The organism is Kitasatospora sp. NPDC001540 (assembly GCF_042894345.1).
GTDB lineage: Bacteria > Actinomycetota > Actinomycetes > Streptomycetales > Streptomycetaceae > Kitasatospora > Kitasatospora phosalacinea_C.
The window spans coordinates 59,430-76,322 of the sequence record NZ_JBIAVO010000015.1; the positions used below are offsets into that span (position 1 = coordinate 59,430).

Here is a 16,893-nt window from a genome sequence, read left to right on the forward strand (position 1 = left end):
CCGTGACCGATCGCGTCGTACTCGCCTACTCGGGCGGTCTGGACACGTCCGTCTGCATCGGTTGGATCGCCGAGGAGACCGGCGCCGAGGTCATCGCCGTCGCCGTCGACGTCGGCCAGGGCGGCGAGGACCTGGAGGTCATCCGCCAGCGCGCGCTCGACTGCGGCGCCGTCGAGGCCGAGGTGGCCGACGCCCGCGACGAGTTCGCCAACGAGTACTGCCTGCCGGCCCTCAAGGCCAACGCCCTGTACCAGGGCCAGTACCCGCTGGTCTCCGCGCTCTCCCGCCCGGTGATCGTCAAGCACCTGGTCGCCGCCGCGCAGAAGCACGGCGCCACCACCGTCGCCCACGGCTGCACCGGCAAGGGCAACGACCAGGTCCGCTTCGAGGTCGGCATCCAGTCGCTGGCCCCGAGCCTGAAGTGCATCGCCCCGGTCCGCGACTACGCGATGACCCGCGACAAGGCGATCGCCTTCGCCGAGGCCAAGAACCTCCCGATCGTCACCACCAAGAAGAACCCGTACTCGATCGACCAGAACGTCTTCGGCCGCGCCGTCGAGACCGGCTTCCTGGAAGACATCTGGAACGCCCCGATCGAGGACGTCTACGAGTACACCCAGAACCCGGCCACCCCGCGCGAGGCCGACGAGGTCGTCATCACCTTCGAGGCCGGTGTCCCGGCCGCGATCGACGGCCGCAAGGTCACCGTGCTGCAGGCCATCGAGGAGCTCAACAAGCGGGCCGGCGCCCAGGGCATCGGCCGCCTGGACATGGTCGAGGACCGCCTGGTCGGCATCAAGTCCCGCGAGATCTACGAGGCCCCCGGCGCGATCGCCCTGATCACCGCCCACCAGGCCCTGGAGAACGTCACCGTCGAGCGCGAACTCGCCCGCTACAAGCGGCAGGTCGAGCAGCGCTGGGCCGAGCTGGTCTACGACGGCCTGTGGTTCTCCCCGCTCAAGCGCGCCCTGGACGGCTTCGTCAACGAGGCCAACCAGCACGTCTCCGGCGAGATCCGGATGGTCCTGCACGGCGGCCGCGCCGTGGTCAACGGCCGCAAGTCGGACCAGTCGCTGTACGACTTCAACCTCGCCACCTACGACACCGGCGACACCTTCGACCAGTCCATGTCCAAGGGCTTCATCGAGATCTTCGGCATGTCCTCGAAGATCGCCGCCCGCCGCGACCTGGCCTGACCGACCCGCAGTTCCCGCCCCGGCCGCCCGCGGCGGCCGGGGCACCGCCGCACCCAGACCCACCTTCGAAGGAGCCCACGCGATGACCGCCGACCAGCCCGCAGACGTCCGCCTCTGGGGCGCGCGCTTCGCCGACGGCCCCTCCGAGGCCCTGGCCAAGCTCTCCGCCTCCGTCCACTTCGACTGGCGGCTCGCCCCGTACGACATCGCCGGCTCCAAGGCGCACGCCCGCGTCCTGCACAAGGCCGGGCTGCTCAGCGACGCCGAACTCGACGGCATGCTGGCCGGGTTGGACCAGCTGCTGGCCGACGTCGAGTCCGGCGCGTTCGTCGGCACCGTCGCCGACGAGGACGTCCACACCGCCCTGGAGCGCGGCCTGCTGGAGCGCCTGGGCCCCGACCTCGGCGGCAAGCTCCGCGCCGGGCGCTCGCGCAACGACCAGATCGCCACCCTGTTCCGGATGTACCTGCGCGACCACGCCAAGACCATCGGCGCCCTGGTCCTCGACCTCCAGCACGCCCTGGTCGGCCTCGCCGAGGCCCACCCGACCACCGCGATGCCCGGCCGCACCCACCTCCAGCACGCCCAGCCGGTGCTCTTCGCCCACCACGTCCTCGCCCACGTCCAGGCCCTCGGCCGGGACGCCGAGCGGCTGCGCCAGTGGGACGCCCGCACCGCCGTCTCCCCGTACGGCTCCGGCGCGCTGGCCGGCTCCTCGCTCGGCCTCGACCCGCAGGCCGTCGCCGCGGAGCTCGGCTTCGAGCGCGGCTCGGTGGGCAACTCGATCGACGGCACCGCCTCGCGCGACTTCGTCGCCGAGTTCGCCTTCGTCACCGCGATGATCGGCATCAACCTCTCGCGGATCGCGGAGGAGATCATCATCTGGAACACCAAGGAGTTCGGCTTCATCACGCTGCACGACGCCTTCTCCACCGGGTCGTCGATCATGCCGCAGAAGAAGAACCCCGACATCGCGGAGCTCGCCCGCGGCAAGTCCGGCCGCCTGATCGGCAACCTGACCGGTCTGCTCGCCACCCTCAAGGCCCTGCCGCTCGCCTACAACCGCGACCTCCAGGAGGACAAGGAGCCGGTCTTCGACTCCTGCGACACCCTGGAGGTCCTGCTGCCCGCCTTCACCGGCATGGTCGCCACCCTGACCGTCCACCGCGAGCGCCTCGAGGAACTGGCCCCGGCCGGCTTCTCGCTCGCCACCGACATCGCCGAGTGGCTGGTCAAGCAGGGCGTCCCGTTCCGGGTCGCGCACGAGGTGGCCGGCGCCTGCGTCAAGGTCTGCGAGGCCGAGGGCATCGAGCTCTCCGACCTCACCGACGCCCAGTTCGCCGAGATCTCCCCCCACCTCACCCCCGAGGTCCGCACCGTGCTGTCCGTCCACGGCGCCATCGCCTCCCGCAACGGCCGCGGCGGCACCGCCCCGTCGGCCGTCGCCGTCCAGCTCGCCGAGATCAAGGAGGACCTCGCGGCGCAGCAGGCCTGGCTCGGCTGAGTTCCTCGCGCAGAGCCCCGGCAGAGAGCCCCGTCAGGGGCTCGGGGAACGGCGAGCCCGGGTCTGCCGGCGGTGCACTGCCGGTGCGTGCCGTTGCTTCGGGTTCCGTCACCACGGCCCGAAGCAGCACGAACCTCCCGCGGACTCCGGCCGCCAGCAGCACGGCCCCGCCGTTCCCCGGGCCCCTGGCCGCTCCCGCTCGTCCTGCCCGAACGGCGGCCCCGTCCTACGCTGGAGCCATGTCCAAAGCAGCCATGGCGCTCGCCGAGGGGTTCCGGGGCGAGATCGTGGTGCCCGGGGACGAGGGGTACGACGCGGCGCGGGCGGTGTGGAACGCCGCGGTGGACCGGCGCCCGGAGGTGATCGCGCGCTGCACGGGCGTCGCGGACGTGCTGCAGGCCGTCGTGGTGGCCCGGGAGCACGGCCTGCACGTGGGGGTGCGGGGCGCGGGGCGCGGTCTGGCCGGGATGGGCACCTGCGACGGCGGGATGCTGGTCGACCTGTCGCGGCTGCGCGGCGTCCGGGTGGACCCGGTCCGGCGGCTCGCCCGGGCGCAGCCGGGGGTGACCTGGGGTGCGTTCGACCACGAGACGCAGGCGTTCGACCTGGCGACGCCGGGCGCGCCGTACTCGGTGGCGGGCATCGCCGGGGTGACGCTCGGCGGGGGAGTGGGCTGGCTGGCCCGGGCGTACGGGCTGACCTGCGACAACCTGGTGGAGGCGGACGTGGTGACCGCCGAGGGGCGGCTGCTGACGACGAGCGCGGCCGCGCACCCGGATCTGTTCGCGGGGCTGCGCGGCGGCGGCGGCAACTTCGGGGTGGTGACCTCGTTCACGTACCGGCTGCACCCGGTGGGCCCGCACGTGCTGTGCGGGGCGCTGTACGTGCCGGTGGAGCTGACGGCGCAGACCCTGGCCGCGCTGCGGGACTTCATGGCGCAGGCGCCGGACGGCCTGACGGTGGGGGTGGGGTTCGGGCGGCCGCGGGGCGTGTCGCAACTGCCGGACCGGACGGTGCTGCGGATCGGCCTGTGCTGGTCGGGCCGGGCGGACCGGGGGCGGGAGGCGGTGGCCCCGCTGCGCGCCCTGCCGGGGGTGCTGGTGGACACGGTGCAGACCCGGCCGTACGTGCAGTGGCAGCAGATGCTGGACGCGGACCGGGGGCCCGGCGCGGGCAGCTACTCGCGCTCCGAGTTCCTGTCGGTGCTGGACGGGGCGGCGATCGGGCGGCTGGCCGAGCAGGTCGACGCGATGCCGGGGCCGGGGGCGCACCTGCAGCTGGCGTTCCTGGGCGGCGCGGTGGCCCGGGTCGGCCCGGAGGACACCGCGTACACCTACCGGACGGCGCCGTACCTGCTGAACGCGGTGGGGCGGTGGACGGACGGCCCGGCGGAGCCGCAGGTGGCGTGGGTGCGGCGGTGCTGGGAGGCGATGCGGCCGTTCTCCTCGGGCGGGGCGTACGTCAACCTGATGGGCCGGGAGGGGCCGGCCCGGGTGGTGGAGGCGTACGGGCTGGCGAAGTACGAGCGGCTGGTGGCGCTGAAGGACCGGTACGACCCGGCGAACCTGTTCCGGGTCAACCAGAACGTCCGGCCGAGCGGGTGACGGCACCGTCCGCGGGGGCGTGACGCTCGCCACGTCGGGCGTCGGGAAGGTTGAGAACGGTTGGCGGCTGGGTAGAGCGGTGGCGAACGTCTCTCTTGACGGCCGTCCGGCTGCCCGGATACTGAGCGTGAGCGCGTCAGTTCCGACTGTCCGGACCACCGTCCGGCGGGACGCGTCGCGCTTTTCCCGGGCCGGGCCGATCCCCGTCCGGGCACACCTCGGACAGGAACCGGTGCAAGACCCTCACTCGCACGCGCCGGGCACTTAACGATGGAGGCCCCCGCACATGGGCATGAGTGTGATCATCGCAGCGGCACGACCGGAAGAGGCGGAGCAGATCCTCAAGCTCCAGTACCTCGGCTACCAGAGCGAGGCGGAGCTGTACGGCGACTGGACGCTGGAGCCGCTGACCCAGACCCTGGAGAGCCTGAAGGCCGAACTGGCCGAGCACCGGGTACTGGTGGCCCGGCTCGGCGACGAGGTCGTGGGCAGCGCCCGCGGCTGGGTGGACGGCGACGGCGTGGGCCGGATCGGCCGACTGGTGGTGCACCCGCGGATGCAGCGGCACGGCCTGGGCCGCCGCCTGCTGGAGGCGCTGGAGGCCCAGCTGGCCGCCGACGGCGCCACGGGCGGCTTCGAGCTGTTCACCGGCCACCGCAGCCTGGGCAACCTGCGCCTGTACCGCCGACTCGGCTACCGCGAGACCGAGGTGCGCGAGGTGTCCCGCCGCCTGTCGATCGTGACGCTGGCCAAGCCGGTGGCGACCACCCTGGCCGCCTGAGCACACCCACTGCGGCGCCCGCCCCGAACACGGGGTCGGGCGCCGCAGTGCTTGTGCCGCAAGGGTCGTGACCGCATCGTGGACGGGGCGTCCTGAGAATTGGGACGTAAACCAAATGTCTGATTTACTGGTTTCCATGACCACGACGACGACATGCATCCCCACCGGCGCGACGCCGGCAGGTGAGTCGCGCATGTGCGGCCGTCGAATGTGTCGCCGCTGAGGCCCGGCCCCCGGGGCCCGCTGACGCCCGCTCCGCTGATGACTCGTTAGGGCCACGCCCACGGGCGGCCCGCCCGACCGGCGGCCATGATCGAGACAGCGTCGGCAACCCACTCTTCCCAGGCACCCGCGTGCCCATCCCGCCATTGGCGCGGACGCCCCCGCGGCCGTCCGCAGACGAACAACGGAAGCAGCTGTGATCACCACCAAGGGCCTGACCAAGGTCTACCGCTCCCAGGGCCGCGAGGTCCGGGCGCTGGACGACGTGGACCTGCACGTGCGACAGGGCGAGGTGTTCGGGGTCGTCGGCACCAGCGGCGCCGGCAAGTCCACCCTGATCCGGTGCGTCAACCTGCTGGAGCGGCCCACCTCCGGCACCGTCACCGTCGACGGCGTGGAGCTGACCGCACTGTCCGGCAGCGAGCAGCGCGCCGGACGCGACCTGCGCGCCGCCCGGCAGCGGATCGGCATGGTCTTCCAGCACTTCAACCTGCTCTCCTCGCGCACCGTCCAGCAGAACGTCGAACTCCCGCTGGAGATCACCGGCCTGGACCGGCGCGAGCGCCGCCGCAAGGCCGCCGAACTGCTCGACCTGGTCGGCCTCGGCGACAAGGCCCGCAGCTACCCCGCCCAGCTCTCCGGCGGCCAGAAGCAGCGCGTGGGCATCGCCCGCGCCCTGGCCGGCGACCCCAAGGTGCTGCTCTCCGACGAGGCCACCAGCGCCCTCGACCCGGAGACCACCCGCTCGATCCTCAAGCTGCTGCGCGAGCTCAACCAGCAGCTCGGCCTGACGATCCTGCTGATCACCCACGAGATGGACGTCATCAAGTCGGTCTGCGACTCCGCCGCCCTGATGCGCGGCGGCAGGGTCGTGGAGACCGGGCAGCTCACCGACCTGCTCGCCGACGGCCACTCGCGGATCGCCCGGGACCTCTTCCCGCTCGGCGACTTCGGCACCCGGACCCCGGACCGCACCGTCCTGGAGATCACCTTCCAGGGCGACGCGCCCGCCCAGCCGTTCGTCTCCCAGCTGGCCCGCACCTACCAGATCGACATCAACATCCTCGGTGCGGCCGTCGAGACCATCGCGGGCCGCCTGGTCGGCCGGATGCGGGTCGAACTGCCCGGCAGCCACACCGACAACGTGGTGCCGATCGGCTACCTGCGCCAACAGGGGCTCCAGGTGGACGTCCTCGACCCGTCGAACGGAGCGGCCGCATGACCTGGGACCAGATGCAGGAACTGATGTGGCCCGCCACCTGGGAGACCCTCGGGATGGTCGGCATCGCCGGGCTCGCCAGCCTGGTGATCGGCCTGCCGCTCGGGCTGCTGCTGGTGCTCACCGACAAGGGCGGCCTGCTGCAGAACCTGGCGGTCAGCCGGGTGCTCGGCACGGTCGTCAACATCGGCCGCTCCATCCCGTTCGTCATCCTGATCGTCGCGGTGATCCCGTTCACCAAGCTGGTCATGGGCACCTCGCTCGGCTGGCAGTCCGCCAGCGTCCCGCTGGCGATCGGCGCGATCCCGTTCTTCGCCCGGCTGGTGGAGACCTCCGTCCGCGAGGTGGACGGCGGACTGGTCGAGGCGCTCAAGTCGATGGGCGCGAGCACCGGCACCATCGTCCGCAAGACCCTGCTGCCCGAGGCGCTGCCCTCGCTGGTCGCCTCCGCCACCACCACGGTGATCGCCCTGATCGGCTACTCCGCGATGGCCGGCACGGTCGGCGGCGGCGGGCTCGGCAGCCTCGCCATCACCTACGGCTACCTGCGGTTCGAGACCGCCTTCATGTGGGTCATCGTCGCCGAGATCGTGATCATCGTCACCGCGATCCAGCTGCTCGGCGACTTCGCCGCCCGCCGGCTCTCGCACCGCGGCGACTACCGCAGCCCGCTCAGCTTCTTCCGCTCCGCCAGCGCGAAGCCGGAGGACACCGAGGAAGACCTGCTCTCCTCCCCCTGAACCCCCCGTCCCGCACCACCGGACGGGCCCCGGCCCCACCAGGGCCGTTCGCATCCCGCAGAAAGGCACTTTTCGTGCGTAACGTCCTGAAGACCACCGCCCTGACCGCCACCGCCGCAGGCCTCGCGCTCACCCTCGCCGCCTGCTCCTCCGGCTCCTCCGACTCCGGCGCCTCCGCCGACCCGAACAAGCCCCTGGTGGTCGCCGCCAGCCCCACCCCGCACGCGCAGATCCTCAAGTTCGTGCAGGACAACCTGGCGGCCAAGGCGGGCCTCAAGCTGGACATCAAGGAGGTCAGCGACTACGTGACCCCCAACACCTCGGTCCAGGACGGCTCCGCGGACGCGAACTACTTCCAGCACCAGCCCTACCTGGACGACTTCAACAAGAAGAACGGCACCAACATCGTCCCGGTCGAGACCGTGCACCTGGAGCCGCTCGGCGTCTACTCCAAGAAGGTCAAGAGCGTCGGCGAGCTCAAGGACGGCGCCCAGGTCGCCGTCCCCAACGACGCCACCAACGAGGGCCGGGCGCTCAAGCTGCTCGCCGACAACGGCGTGATCACCCTCAAGAGCGGCGCCGGCACCACCGCCACCGTCCAGGACATCTCCGCCAACCCGAAGAACCTCAAGTTCAAGGAGCTGGAGGCGGCCCAGCTGCCGCGCGCCCTGGACGACGTCGACGCCGCCGTCATCAACGGCAACTACGCCCTGGGCGCCAACCTCAAGCCCGCCACCGACGCCCTGGTGCTGGAGAAGGCCGAGGGCAACCCCTACGCCAACATCCTCGCCGTCAAGAAGGGCCACGAGAACGACCCGCGGGTGCAGAAGCTCGCCGAGCTGCTGCACTCCGACGAGGTGAAGAAGTACATCAACGACAACTTCCAGGGCGCCGTCATCCCGGCGTTCTGACCCCCGCCCCGTCCCCCCGGCATTCCCACGGTGCCCCCGGCCTCCCCGCCGGGGGCACCGTGCTGACGAGCCGTGAGGTGCGGAGCGGGTACGCTGGCACGCCCGACGAAGGGCGGGGCGTACGGTGTGTCCACGACCCGGCGAGGAGAGACGGCATGGTTGCGAACTTCCCCGAGACAGCCATCAGCACCGAACGGCTGCTGCTGCGCGCCCTTGAGGAGCAGGACGCCCCCGGACTGGCCGCCATGCTCGACGACGAACTCGTCCAGACCTGGACCGGCCACCCCCGCCCCTACCGGCAGGCCGACGCCCACGAGCTGATCTCCCGTCACGCGCCCGAACGGCGCGCCCGGGGACGCGGCATCGTCTTCGCCGTCACCGAGCACCTCACCCAGCGGCTGGTCGGCCTGCTCGAACTCGACCGCACCGACTGGCACCTGCGCGCCACCGAGGTCCGCTTCGTCACCGCCCCCTGGGCCCGCGGCGAGGGCTACGCCCCCGAGGCCGTCCTCGGCACCGCCCAGTGGCTGTTCGAGGACCGCGGCTTCCAGCGCCTCGAACTGCGCACCGCCGCGGGCAACACCGCCGCCCAGCAGGTCGCCCAGAAGACCGGCGCGATCAGCGAGGGCGTGCTGCGCAACGCCGCGATAGTCCGCGGCGGCGAATGGGGCCCCGGGCCCGAGGAGCACACCGACCTGATCGTGTGGAGCCTGCTCCCCGAGGACCTCGACCCGCCCGAGCCCGCCCACCCCGACGACCGCTACCACGCCCTGCGCCGCTGAAACCCCGAGCAGGGGGTAGCCTCTGCCGAGGGGGCGCCCGCGGCGCACCCCACCAGGGGCGGAACACGGCGTAGGGAGAACTGCCGCAGATGGCTGACCGGATCACGGTCATCGGGTGGGACGGCACCCCACTGACCCAGGCCGCCGCCGGCGCGCTCGCCGGAGCCACCCTGGTCGCCGGAGCGGGCTACCAGCTCGCCGCCCTCCCCGTGCCCGAACGCGCCGAACGCATCGGTCTCGCCGACCTGCGGGCCGCCGCCCGGCGGATCGCCGAGCACCGCGGCACCGCCGTCGTCGTCGCCGAGGGCGACCCCGGCTTCTTCGGCGTCGTGCGCACCCTGCGGCGCCCCGAGTACGGCCTCGAACTCGAAGTCCTGCCCGCCGTCTCCTCGGTGGCCACCGCCTTCGCCCGCGCCGGGATGGCCTGGGAGGACGCCCAGGTGGTCTCCGCCCACGGCGGCCGCCTGCGCCGCGCCGCCAACATCTGCCGCGCCCACCCCAAGGTCGCCGTCCTCACCACCGGCGGCGCCGGGCCCAGCGAACTCGCCCTGATGCTCCGCGGCGTCCCCCGCACCTTCGTGGTCTGCGAGGCGCTCGGCACCCCCGAGGAGGACGTCACCGTCCTCACCTCCGAACGCGTCCCCGACCACGACTGGCGCGACCCCTCGGTCGTCCTGGTGATCGGCAACGTCCCGCCCGCCGACGCCGCCTCCGGCTGGCTGGCCGGCAAACCGCTCGACCACCCCGGCGCCCAGCGCGGCTGGGCCCTCCCCAGCCGGGCGTACGCCGGAGCGGGCGCCGAGGGCAGGCGTCCCCGCGCACTCCCGCCGCACGTCCGCGCGCTGGCGCTGGCCCGGCTCGCGCCCGCCCCCGGCGACCTGCTGTGGACCGTCGGCGCCGGGGACGGCGCGCTCGCCGTCGAAGCCGCCCGGTTCGGCGCCGCCGTGGTCGCCGTCGAGGCCGAACCCGCCGACTGCGCCCGGATCTCCGCCAACGCCCGCAAGGCCGGCGTCGAGGTCGAGACCGCCGCCGGAACCGGGCCCGAGGTCCTCGGCGCGCTCCCCGAACCCGACGCCGTCGCCGTCGAACACGGCGACCCCGCGATGGTCCGCGCCGTCGTCGCCCGCAAGCCCGAACGCGTCGTCGCCGTCGCCCGCAGCCTCGCCGAAGCCACCGAGACCCGCCGCGTCCTGGACGCCGCCGGGTACCGCACCGACGGCCTGCTGCTGCAGTCCGCCCCGCTGCGCGCCGAGGCCGACGAGGGTGCCGGGCCCTCCTTCGGCCGCGGCGACTACACCCTGTTGATCTGGGGAGAACCGTACGACTGATCTCCGTTTCCGCCCCCGCGGACCGTCCGACCCGGGCGGTACGGTGATCCCCGTCGCATCCGGACAGGGTTTCGAGATCGGCCCGGCCGCGGCCGGTAGGGTTTCCCCGGGGGACCATCCCGTCGAAGCAGCACCGTGTCCGATCCGGCACGGTTGCCACCCATTTGACGTGTTGCAACCCGAACGGCCCGCTTCGCGGGCATTCGACGCGGTGCGCACCCGCCCGGAAGAATGCCGTGAGGGTCCGGAGCGGCCGCGCCGTCGTGCCGGTTGCCCGGGGCCGTCGTTGTTTCTGATGGCACGCCACCCGGGCGGGTGACGGCCGATGGAGTAAGGGACGGGTCGGTGCGGTCCCGTTCCGGCGAAGTGGGCGGGGCCTCCGGGGACCTCGCCGAGGACGCGCAAGCGGCCTGGAAGGAGCATTGACATGACCGACGGCGGACACGCCCCCAGTGCCGGTCCCCTCGCGCCCGAACCCGGGCCCGGCGGAGCCGTACCGGAGCCCCACCTCGGCGCGCCCCTCCAGCCCGCCGCGCCCGCCGGGCCCTGGCACGGCGACCAGCGGCCCGCGTACACCTTCCTCGACCAGCCCGACGGCGACGACGAGGACGACGTCCTGCTGATGCCCGGCCCGCAGACCGCCTGGGGCGAGGCCGCGCAGGGCGCCGAGAACACCGCCGCCGAGGGCGAACAGCCGCCCGGCACCCCCGTCGCACCGTCCTGGCCGCCGCTCGCGCCGCCCCTCCTGACCGTCGTCCCGCCCGTCGAGGCGGTCGAGGCCTCCGTGGCCGGGCCGGTCGCCGAGGGCGCCCAGCCGCCCGCCGAGCAGATCGGCGGCAGCGGCACCCTGCACCTCGGCGGCCCGCAGGCGCAGCCCGCCGCGGCCGCCGTGCAGCAGCCCGTGCCGCCGCAGCCGCGCCGCCCGCTGCACGCCGGGCCGCCGATCCCCGACCCGTCCCTGATGACCGGTCACGTCCCCGTCCGGTCCCTCGCCGACCGCGGCCCGTCCGCGCCCGGCGGCACGCCCGCGTACGGGGTGCCGCTCCCGACCGCCGAAACGGTGCAGCAGCCGCTGCAGGCGCCCGGGCCGCAGGTGCCGACCGCCACCCCCGCGCACGGCGTGCCGGTCGCGGTGCAGGCCCCCGCCGTCCAGGTGCCCGCGCCGGTGCAGCCGCAGGTGGTGGAGGCCGCCGCGGCGGCGGCCGTGGCCGAGCCGGTGGCCGTGGCGCCCGCGGTGGAGGCCGAGCCGATCGCCGTCGCGCCGGTCGCCGAGCAGCCCGCGCCTGTCGAGCCCGCCGCGGAGCCGGTCGCCGAGCCGACCGCCGAAGCGGTGGCCGGGCCCGCCGCCAACCTGGCGCCGGTGTTCGTCGAGCCGGTCGAGCCGGTCGAGTCGGTCGAGCCGGCCGAGTCGGTTGTCGCTGCGGATGCTGCCGCGCCCGCCGCCGCCGCCGCCGGGGCCGTTGCGGTCGAGGCGGTTCCGGCCGAGGTCGTGCCGTCGGAGCCGCAGCCCGAGGCGGCCGCCGTGGCCGACGTCGCGGTCGGGGCGGCAGTTGACGCGCCGTTGACCGAGCAGCCCGCGCCCGTCGAACCCGGGGCCGTGCAGCCCGAGACCGTGCAGCCCGAGGCCGCGCAGATCGCGCCCGAGCAGGCCGTGCCCGCGGAGACGGTGAGCGGCGAGGCCGTCGCGGAGCCGATCCCCGACCCGGCCGCGAAGTCGTCCGGACGGGGGGCGCACCGGCGCATCTCCGCCTTCCTCGCCGCCCCGGCGGGCCTGCCGTTGCTGGAGCCCGAGGCCCCGGCCGCGGCCGAACCGCAGCAGCCCGAGGCCGAGCAGGCCGCACCCGCCGTCGCGGAGGCCACCGAGCCTGTCGTGGTGGAGCCCGCGGCGCCCGCGGCACCCGCGGCGGAGGCCGAGGCCCCCGGGACCGCTGAAGCCCCGGCCGAGCAGGCCCCGGCCGCCGAGCCCGTGGCCGCGCCGGAGCCCGAGGCCCCGGTCGTCGCGCCCGTCGCCGAGGAGCAGACGGCCGAGCAGGCCGCACAGGCCCCGGCGGAGGCCCCCGAGGCCCCGGTCGCGCCCGCCGAGGCGCCCGCCGAGCCCGAGCCCGCCGCCGCCGAGACCGCCGACGACGCGACCGCCGCCGCCGAGACCGCCGACGCCGACGACGCGACCGACGCCGCCGCCGAGCCCGCCGCGGAGGACGAGCGGCCGCCCGCCGCGCCCGGGTACGACGAGGCCGGGCGGGAGGCCGTCCACCAGGTGATCCGGGAGCGGCGCGACGTGCGCAACGGCTTCCGGCCGGACGCGATCCCGCACGAGGTGCTGATCCGGGTCCTGGAGGCGGCGCACACCGCGCCCAGCGTCGGCTACTCGCAGCCGTGGGACTTCGTGGTGATCCGCTCCGCGAAGACCCGCCGGAAGATGCACGAACTCGCCGAGCGCCAGCGCGAGGCGTACGCGGACTCGCTTCCCAAGGGCCGGGCGAAGCAGTTCAAGGAAATCAAGATCGAGGCGATCCTGGAGACGCCGGTCAACATCGTGGTGACCGCCGACCGCACCCGCGGCGGTCGGCACACCCTGGGCCGGCACACCCAGCCGCAGATGGCCCCGTACTCGGCCGCGCTCGCGGTGGAGAACCTGTGGCTGGCGGCCCGCGCCGAGGGCCTGGGCGTCGGCTGGGTGAGCTTCTTCGACGAGGAGGAGCTGGTCCGCGAACTCGGCCTGCCCGAGCACCTGGACGTCGTCGCCTACCTGTGCGTCGGCTACGTGGACGCCTTCCCGGACGAGCCGGAGCTGCAGCAGCAGGGCTGGGCGAAGAAGCGCCCGCTGTCCTGGGTGGTGCACGAGGAGCAGTACGGCAACCGCGCGCTGCCCGGCGAGGAGCCGCACGACCTGCTGACCGACACCCTGCGCGGCATCCGCCCGCTGGACGCCAAGGCGCTCGGCGAGGCCTGGGACCGGCAGAAGCGGATGACCAAGCCCGCCGGCTCGCTCGGCGTGCTGGAGCTGATCGCGGCCCAGCTGTCCGGCCTGGCCCGGCAGTGCCCGCCGCCGGTCCCGGAGCCCGGCTGCGTGGCGATCTTCGCCGGTGACCACGGCGTGCACGCCCAGGGCGTCACCCCGTGGCCGCAGGAGGTCACCGCGCAGATGGTCGGCAACTTCCTGGCGGGCGGCGCGGTGGTCAACTCCTTCGCCGCGCAGGTCGGCACCGAGGTGTGCGTGGTCGACGTCGGCGTCGCCGCCGAACTCCCGGACGCCGTCCAGCAGGGCCGCACCACCGGCCTGCTGCCGCGCAAGGTCAAGCCCGGCACCGACGACATGACGCAGGGCCCGGCGATGAGCCGGGACGAGGCGCTGCGCGCGATCGAGGTCGGCATCGAGACCGCCCGCGACCTGGTCGCGGCCGGCAACAAGGTGCTGATCACCGGCGACATGGGCATCGCCAACACCACCGCCTCCGCCGCGCTGGTCTCGGTGTTCACCGAGACCGACCCGGCCGAGGTCACCGGCCGCGGCACCGGCATCGACGACGAGACCCACGCCCGCAAGGTCGCCGTCATCCGGCAGGCCCTCGACCTGCACAAGCCGGACCCGGCCGACCCGATCGGCGTGCTGTCCGCGGTCGGCGGCCTGGAGCACGCCGCGATCGCCGGGTTCCTGCTCGGCGCGGCCTCGCTGCGCGTCCCGGTGATCCTGGACGGCGTGATCGCGGGCTCGGCGGCCCTGGTCGCCAAGGCCATCGCCCCCGAGGTGCTGGCCGCCTGCATCGCGGGCCACCGCTCCGCCGAGCCCGGCCACCAGACCGCGCTCGCCAAGCTCGGCCTGCGCCCGCTGATCGACCTCGACCTGCGGCTGGGCGAGGGCACCGGTGCCCTGCTGGCCCTCCCGCTGGTGCAGAGCGCGGCCCGGGCGATGCACGATGTAGCCACCTTCGACTCCGCCGGAGTCACCGAGAAGGCCTGACCCACCGGCACCGGCCGCCCCCGCAGTGCGAAGGGGGCGGCCGCCCCGCAGCACCCGTACCGGCTCAAGGGCGCGCCGGCACAGGGCTCCCACCCGTGGGGCCGTCCCGCCGATCCCGTCTCGGACCGCCCCAGCACCGCCGCCCGACCAGGAGCTCCCCCTCATGACCGCGCCCACCCCGCACCCGTCCACCCAGGGCCTCACCCCGTACCCCGTCGGGCTGCTGCTCGCGGGCCGCCGCGTCGTCGTCGTCGGCGGCGGACAGGTCGCCCAGCGCCGGCTGCCCGCGCTGATCGCCTCCGGCGCCGAGATCCACCTGATATCCCCGGCCACCACCCCCGCGGTCTCCGCGATGGCCGACGCCGGTGAGATCACCTGGCACCAGCGCCCGTACGCCGACGGCGACCTCGTCGACACCTGGTACGCCCTGGTCGCCACCGACGACCCGGACGTCAACACCACCGTCTCCGCCGAGGCCGAGCGCCTGCGGGTCTTCTGCTCCCGCAGCGACGACGCCTCCGCCGCCACCGCCTGGACGCCCGCCTCGGGCCACGACTCCGGCGCGACCGTCGCCGTCCTCACCGGCGACCCCCGGCACTCCGCCGCGCTGCGCGACTCCATCGTGGCCGGGCTGCGCGACGGCTCGCTGGCCGCCCGCCAGTACCGCGCCCGCGGCGCGGGCGTCGCCCTGGTCGGCGGCGGGCCCGGCGACCCCGACCTGATCACCGTCCGCGGCCGCCGCCTGCTCGCCGACGCCGACGTGGTCGTCGCCGACCGCCTCGCCCCGCGCGAGCTGCTGGCCGAGCTGCCCCCGCACGTCGAGGTGATCGACGCCTCCAAGATCCCCTACGGCCGCTACATGGCGCAGGAGGCGATCAACCGGACCCTGATCGAGCACGCCAAGGCGGGCAGGTTCGTGGTCCGCCTCAAGGGCGGCGACCCGTACGTCTTCGGCCGCGGCGGCGAGGAGCTGCTCGCCTGCGCCGAGGCGGGCGTCCCGGTCACGGTCGTCCCCGGCATCTCCTCCTCGATCAGCGTCCCCGCGGCCGCCGGGATCCCGGTCACCCACCGCGGCCTGACCCACGAGTTCACCGTCATCTCCGGCCACGTCGGCCCCGGCGACCGCTCCCTCACCAACTGGGCGGCCGTCGCCGGGATGACCGGCACCCTGGTGCTGCTGATGGCCGTCGACAAGATCGGTGCGATCGCCGCCGAACTCGTCGCCCACGGCCGCGCCGCGGACACCCCCGTCGCCGTCGTCCAGGAGGGCACCACCGCCGCCCAGCGCCGCGTCGACGCCACCCTCGCCACCATCGGCGAGACCGTCGCCGCCGAGGGGATCAAGCCCCCGGCGGTCATCGTGATCGGCGACGTGGTCAACGTCCTCAACCCCTGAGGCGGGCGGCTCGGACCCGGCCCCGACGTGCGAAAATCGTCCGGTGTCCGAGCCTCTCACCGTCACCGACGCCGCCGACCCCCGGCTGAGCGACTACACCGACCTGACCGACGTCGAACTGCGGCGCCGCCGGGAGCCCGCCGAGGGGCTGTTCATCGCCGAGGGGGAGAAGGTGATCCGGCGGGCGCTGGCCACCGGGTTCCGGATGCGGTCGATGCTGCTGACCGCCAAGTGGCTGGGCGTGATGGCGGACGTGATCGCGGCCACCGACGCGCCCGTCCACCTGGTCGAGCCCGCGCTCGCGGAGCGGGTCACCGGCTACCACGTGCACCGCGGCGCGCTCGCCTCGATGGAGCGCAAGCCGCTGCCCACCGCGTCCGAGGTGCTCGCCGGGGCCCGCCGGGTGGCCGTCCTGGAGGGGCTGGTGGACCACACCAACCTGGGGGCGATCTTCCGCTCCGCGGCCGCCCTCGGGATGGACGCGGTGCTGCTCTCCCCGGACTGCGCGGACCCGCTGTACCGGCGGGCCGTCAAGACCTCGATGGGCGCGGTGTTCTCCGTGCCGTACGCCCGGCTCGACCCGTGGCCAGCCGCGCTCGACGCCGTCCGGGAGACCGGGTTCGAGCTGCTGGCGCTGACGCCCTCCGGCGCGGAGGACTTCACGGAGGCCCGCCCGCACCTGCTGCCCAAGGCCGCGCTGATGCTCGGCGCCGAGGGCGACGGCCTGACCCCGAAGGCGCTGGCCGCCGCCGACCAGCGGGTGCGCATCCCGATGGCGCACGGCATCGACTCACTGAACGTCGGCGCGGCCGCCGCGATCGCCTTCTACGCCGTCAACCACGGCTGACGGCCGGGCCCCGTGCTCAGAGGGCGGTGAACGCCGCCGCGTCCGCGTCGTCCAGCACGAAGCCGTTGTCGAACCGGACCCGCACCGAACTGCGCGGCCCCTGCGCCCCGAACTCCCGCCAGCGCGGCTCCAGTTCGGCGAGCTGCGCCTCCAGGCGGCGCAGGCTCTCCGCGGGCATGGTGTGCCCGTAGTCCTCGAACAGGGCCCGCAACCGCTCGTACTCGCGGACCTCCTCGGGCGGCGGCAGCTCCCCGGTGACCCGGACCACGGTGCCCTCGACGCCCGCGCCCAGCAGCAGGAAGCCGACCAGCGGGCCGTCCTCCCCGGCGGACGCCCCGCCCAGCGCCAGGTCCTCGACCAGCCTGACGCGCTCTCCCTCCACCAGGGCCACCGCTCCCGCCA

General features: G+C 74.3%; 13 protein-coding genes. 12 read left to right on the top strand and 1 reads right to left on the bottom strand.

The annotated features are described in order from the left end of the window. Positions 1-2: 2 nt before the first annotated feature. The 12 genes from ACFY00_RS19260 to ACFY00_RS19315 all read left to right on the top strand — a co-directional run bounded on the left by ACFY00_RS19260 (position 3) and on the right by ACFY00_RS19315 (position 16,491). The gene (locus tag ACFY00_RS19260; protein ID WP_388032699.1) at positions 3-1,196 is read left to right on the top strand and encodes an argininosuccinate synthase; all 1,194 of its coding nucleotides are present in this window, start codon (positions 3-5) and stop codon (positions 1,194-1,196) included. Positions 1,197-1,278: 82 nt separating this feature from the next. Then, a complete protein-coding gene (gene argH / locus ACFY00_RS19265; RefSeq protein ID WP_388032700.1) occupies positions 1,279-2,700 on the top strand; it encodes an argininosuccinate lyase in 1,422 nt (473 codons plus the stop codon). 239 nt (positions 2,701-2,939) lie between these two features. Continuing rightward, on the top strand, positions 2,940-4,304 hold the full coding sequence (locus ACFY00_RS19270) for an FAD-binding oxidoreductase (protein WP_388032701.1): 1,365 nt from the start codon (positions 2,940-2,942) through the stop codon (positions 4,302-4,304). A gap of 286 nt (positions 4,305-4,590) precedes the next feature. Then, a complete protein-coding gene (locus ACFY00_RS19275) occupies positions 4,591-5,085 on the top strand; it encodes a GNAT family N-acetyltransferase (protein ID WP_388032702.1) in 495 nt (164 codons plus the stop codon). A gap of 418 nt (positions 5,086-5,503) precedes the next feature. After that, complete coding sequence (locus ACFY00_RS19280) at positions 5,504-6,529, top strand: methionine ABC transporter ATP-binding protein (RefSeq protein ID WP_388032703.1); 1,026 nt, start codon at positions 5,504-5,506, stop codon at positions 6,527-6,529. Further along, entirely contained in the window at positions 6,526-7,266 is a 741-nt protein-coding gene (locus tag ACFY00_RS19285) for a methionine ABC transporter permease (RefSeq protein ID WP_388032704.1), read from the top strand. The genes ACFY00_RS19280 and ACFY00_RS19285 overlap by 4 nt, the downstream gene beginning before the upstream one ends. A 74-nt stretch (positions 7,267-7,340) precedes the next feature. Further along, entirely contained in the window at positions 7,341-8,177 is an 837-nt protein-coding gene (locus ACFY00_RS19290) for a MetQ/NlpA family ABC transporter substrate-binding protein (protein WP_388032705.1), read from the top strand. Positions 8,178-8,332: 155 nt separating this feature from the next. After that, positions 8,333-8,959: a GNAT family N-acetyltransferase gene (locus tag ACFY00_RS19295; protein ID WP_388032706.1), complete on the top strand. Its 627-nt coding sequence runs from the start codon at positions 8,333-8,335 to the stop codon at positions 8,957-8,959. Between the two features lie 89 nt (positions 8,960-9,048). After that, positions 9,049-10,287, top strand: a complete 1,239-nt coding sequence (cbiE, locus tag ACFY00_RS19300) for a precorrin-6y C5,15-methyltransferase (decarboxylating) subunit CbiE (protein WP_388032707.1) — start codon at positions 9,049-9,051, stop codon at positions 10,285-10,287. A 427-nt stretch (positions 10,288-10,714) separates the two neighbouring features. Further along, positions 10,715-14,248 (top strand): nicotinate-nucleotide--dimethylbenzimidazole phosphoribosyltransferase, encoded by a 3,534-nt coding sequence (cobT, locus tag ACFY00_RS19305; protein WP_388032708.1) that lies wholly within the window; start codon positions 10,715-10,717, stop codon positions 14,246-14,248. Positions 14,249-14,411: 163 nt separating this feature from the next. Further along, on the top strand, positions 14,412-15,644 hold the full coding sequence (gene cobA, locus ACFY00_RS19310) for a uroporphyrinogen-III C-methyltransferase (protein ID WP_388032709.1): 1,233 nt from the start codon (positions 14,412-14,414) through the stop codon (positions 15,642-15,644). 43 nt (positions 15,645-15,687) lie between these two features. Then, a complete protein-coding gene (locus ACFY00_RS19315; protein ID WP_388032710.1) occupies positions 15,688-16,491 on the top strand; it encodes a TrmH family RNA methyltransferase in 804 nt (267 codons plus the stop codon). A gap of 16 nt (positions 16,492-16,507) precedes the next feature. Here the strand turns inward: ACFY00_RS19315 and ACFY00_RS19320 are convergent, their stop codons facing one another. Continuing rightward, positions 16,508-16,882, bottom strand: a complete 375-nt coding sequence (locus tag ACFY00_RS19320) for a hypothetical protein (protein ID WP_388032711.1) — start codon at positions 16,880-16,882, stop codon at positions 16,508-16,510. Between the last annotated feature and the right edge of the window lie 11 nt (positions 16,883-16,893).

Bases quoted from the DNA above. Each gene is read 5' to 3' on its own strand.
- argH (WP_388032700.1), top strand. From the start codon at position 1,279: ATGACCGCCGACCAGCCCGCAGACGTCCGCCTCTGGGGCGCGCGCTTC.
- ACFY00_RS19270 (WP_388032701.1), top strand. From the start codon at position 2,940: ATGTCCAAAGCAGCCATGGCGCTCGCCGAGGGGTTCCGGGGCGAGATC.
- ACFY00_RS19275 (WP_388032702.1), top strand. From the start codon at position 4,591: ATGGGCATGAGTGTGATCATCGCAGCGGCACGACCGGAAGAGGCGGAG.
- ACFY00_RS19285 (WP_388032704.1), top strand. From the start codon at position 6,526: ATGACCTGGGACCAGATGCAGGAACTGATGTGGCCCGCCACCTGGGAG.
- ACFY00_RS19295 (WP_388032706.1), top strand. From the start codon at position 8,333: ATGGTTGCGAACTTCCCCGAGACAGCCATCAGCACCGAACGGCTGCTG.
- cbiE (WP_388032707.1), top strand. From the start codon at position 9,049: ATGGCTGACCGGATCACGGTCATCGGGTGGGACGGCACCCCACTGACC.
- cobT (WP_388032708.1), top strand. From the start codon at position 10,715: ATGACCGACGGCGGACACGCCCCCAGTGCCGGTCCCCTCGCGCCCGAA.
- cobA (WP_388032709.1), top strand. From the start codon at position 14,412: ATGACCGCGCCCACCCCGCACCCGTCCACCCAGGGCCTCACCCCGTAC.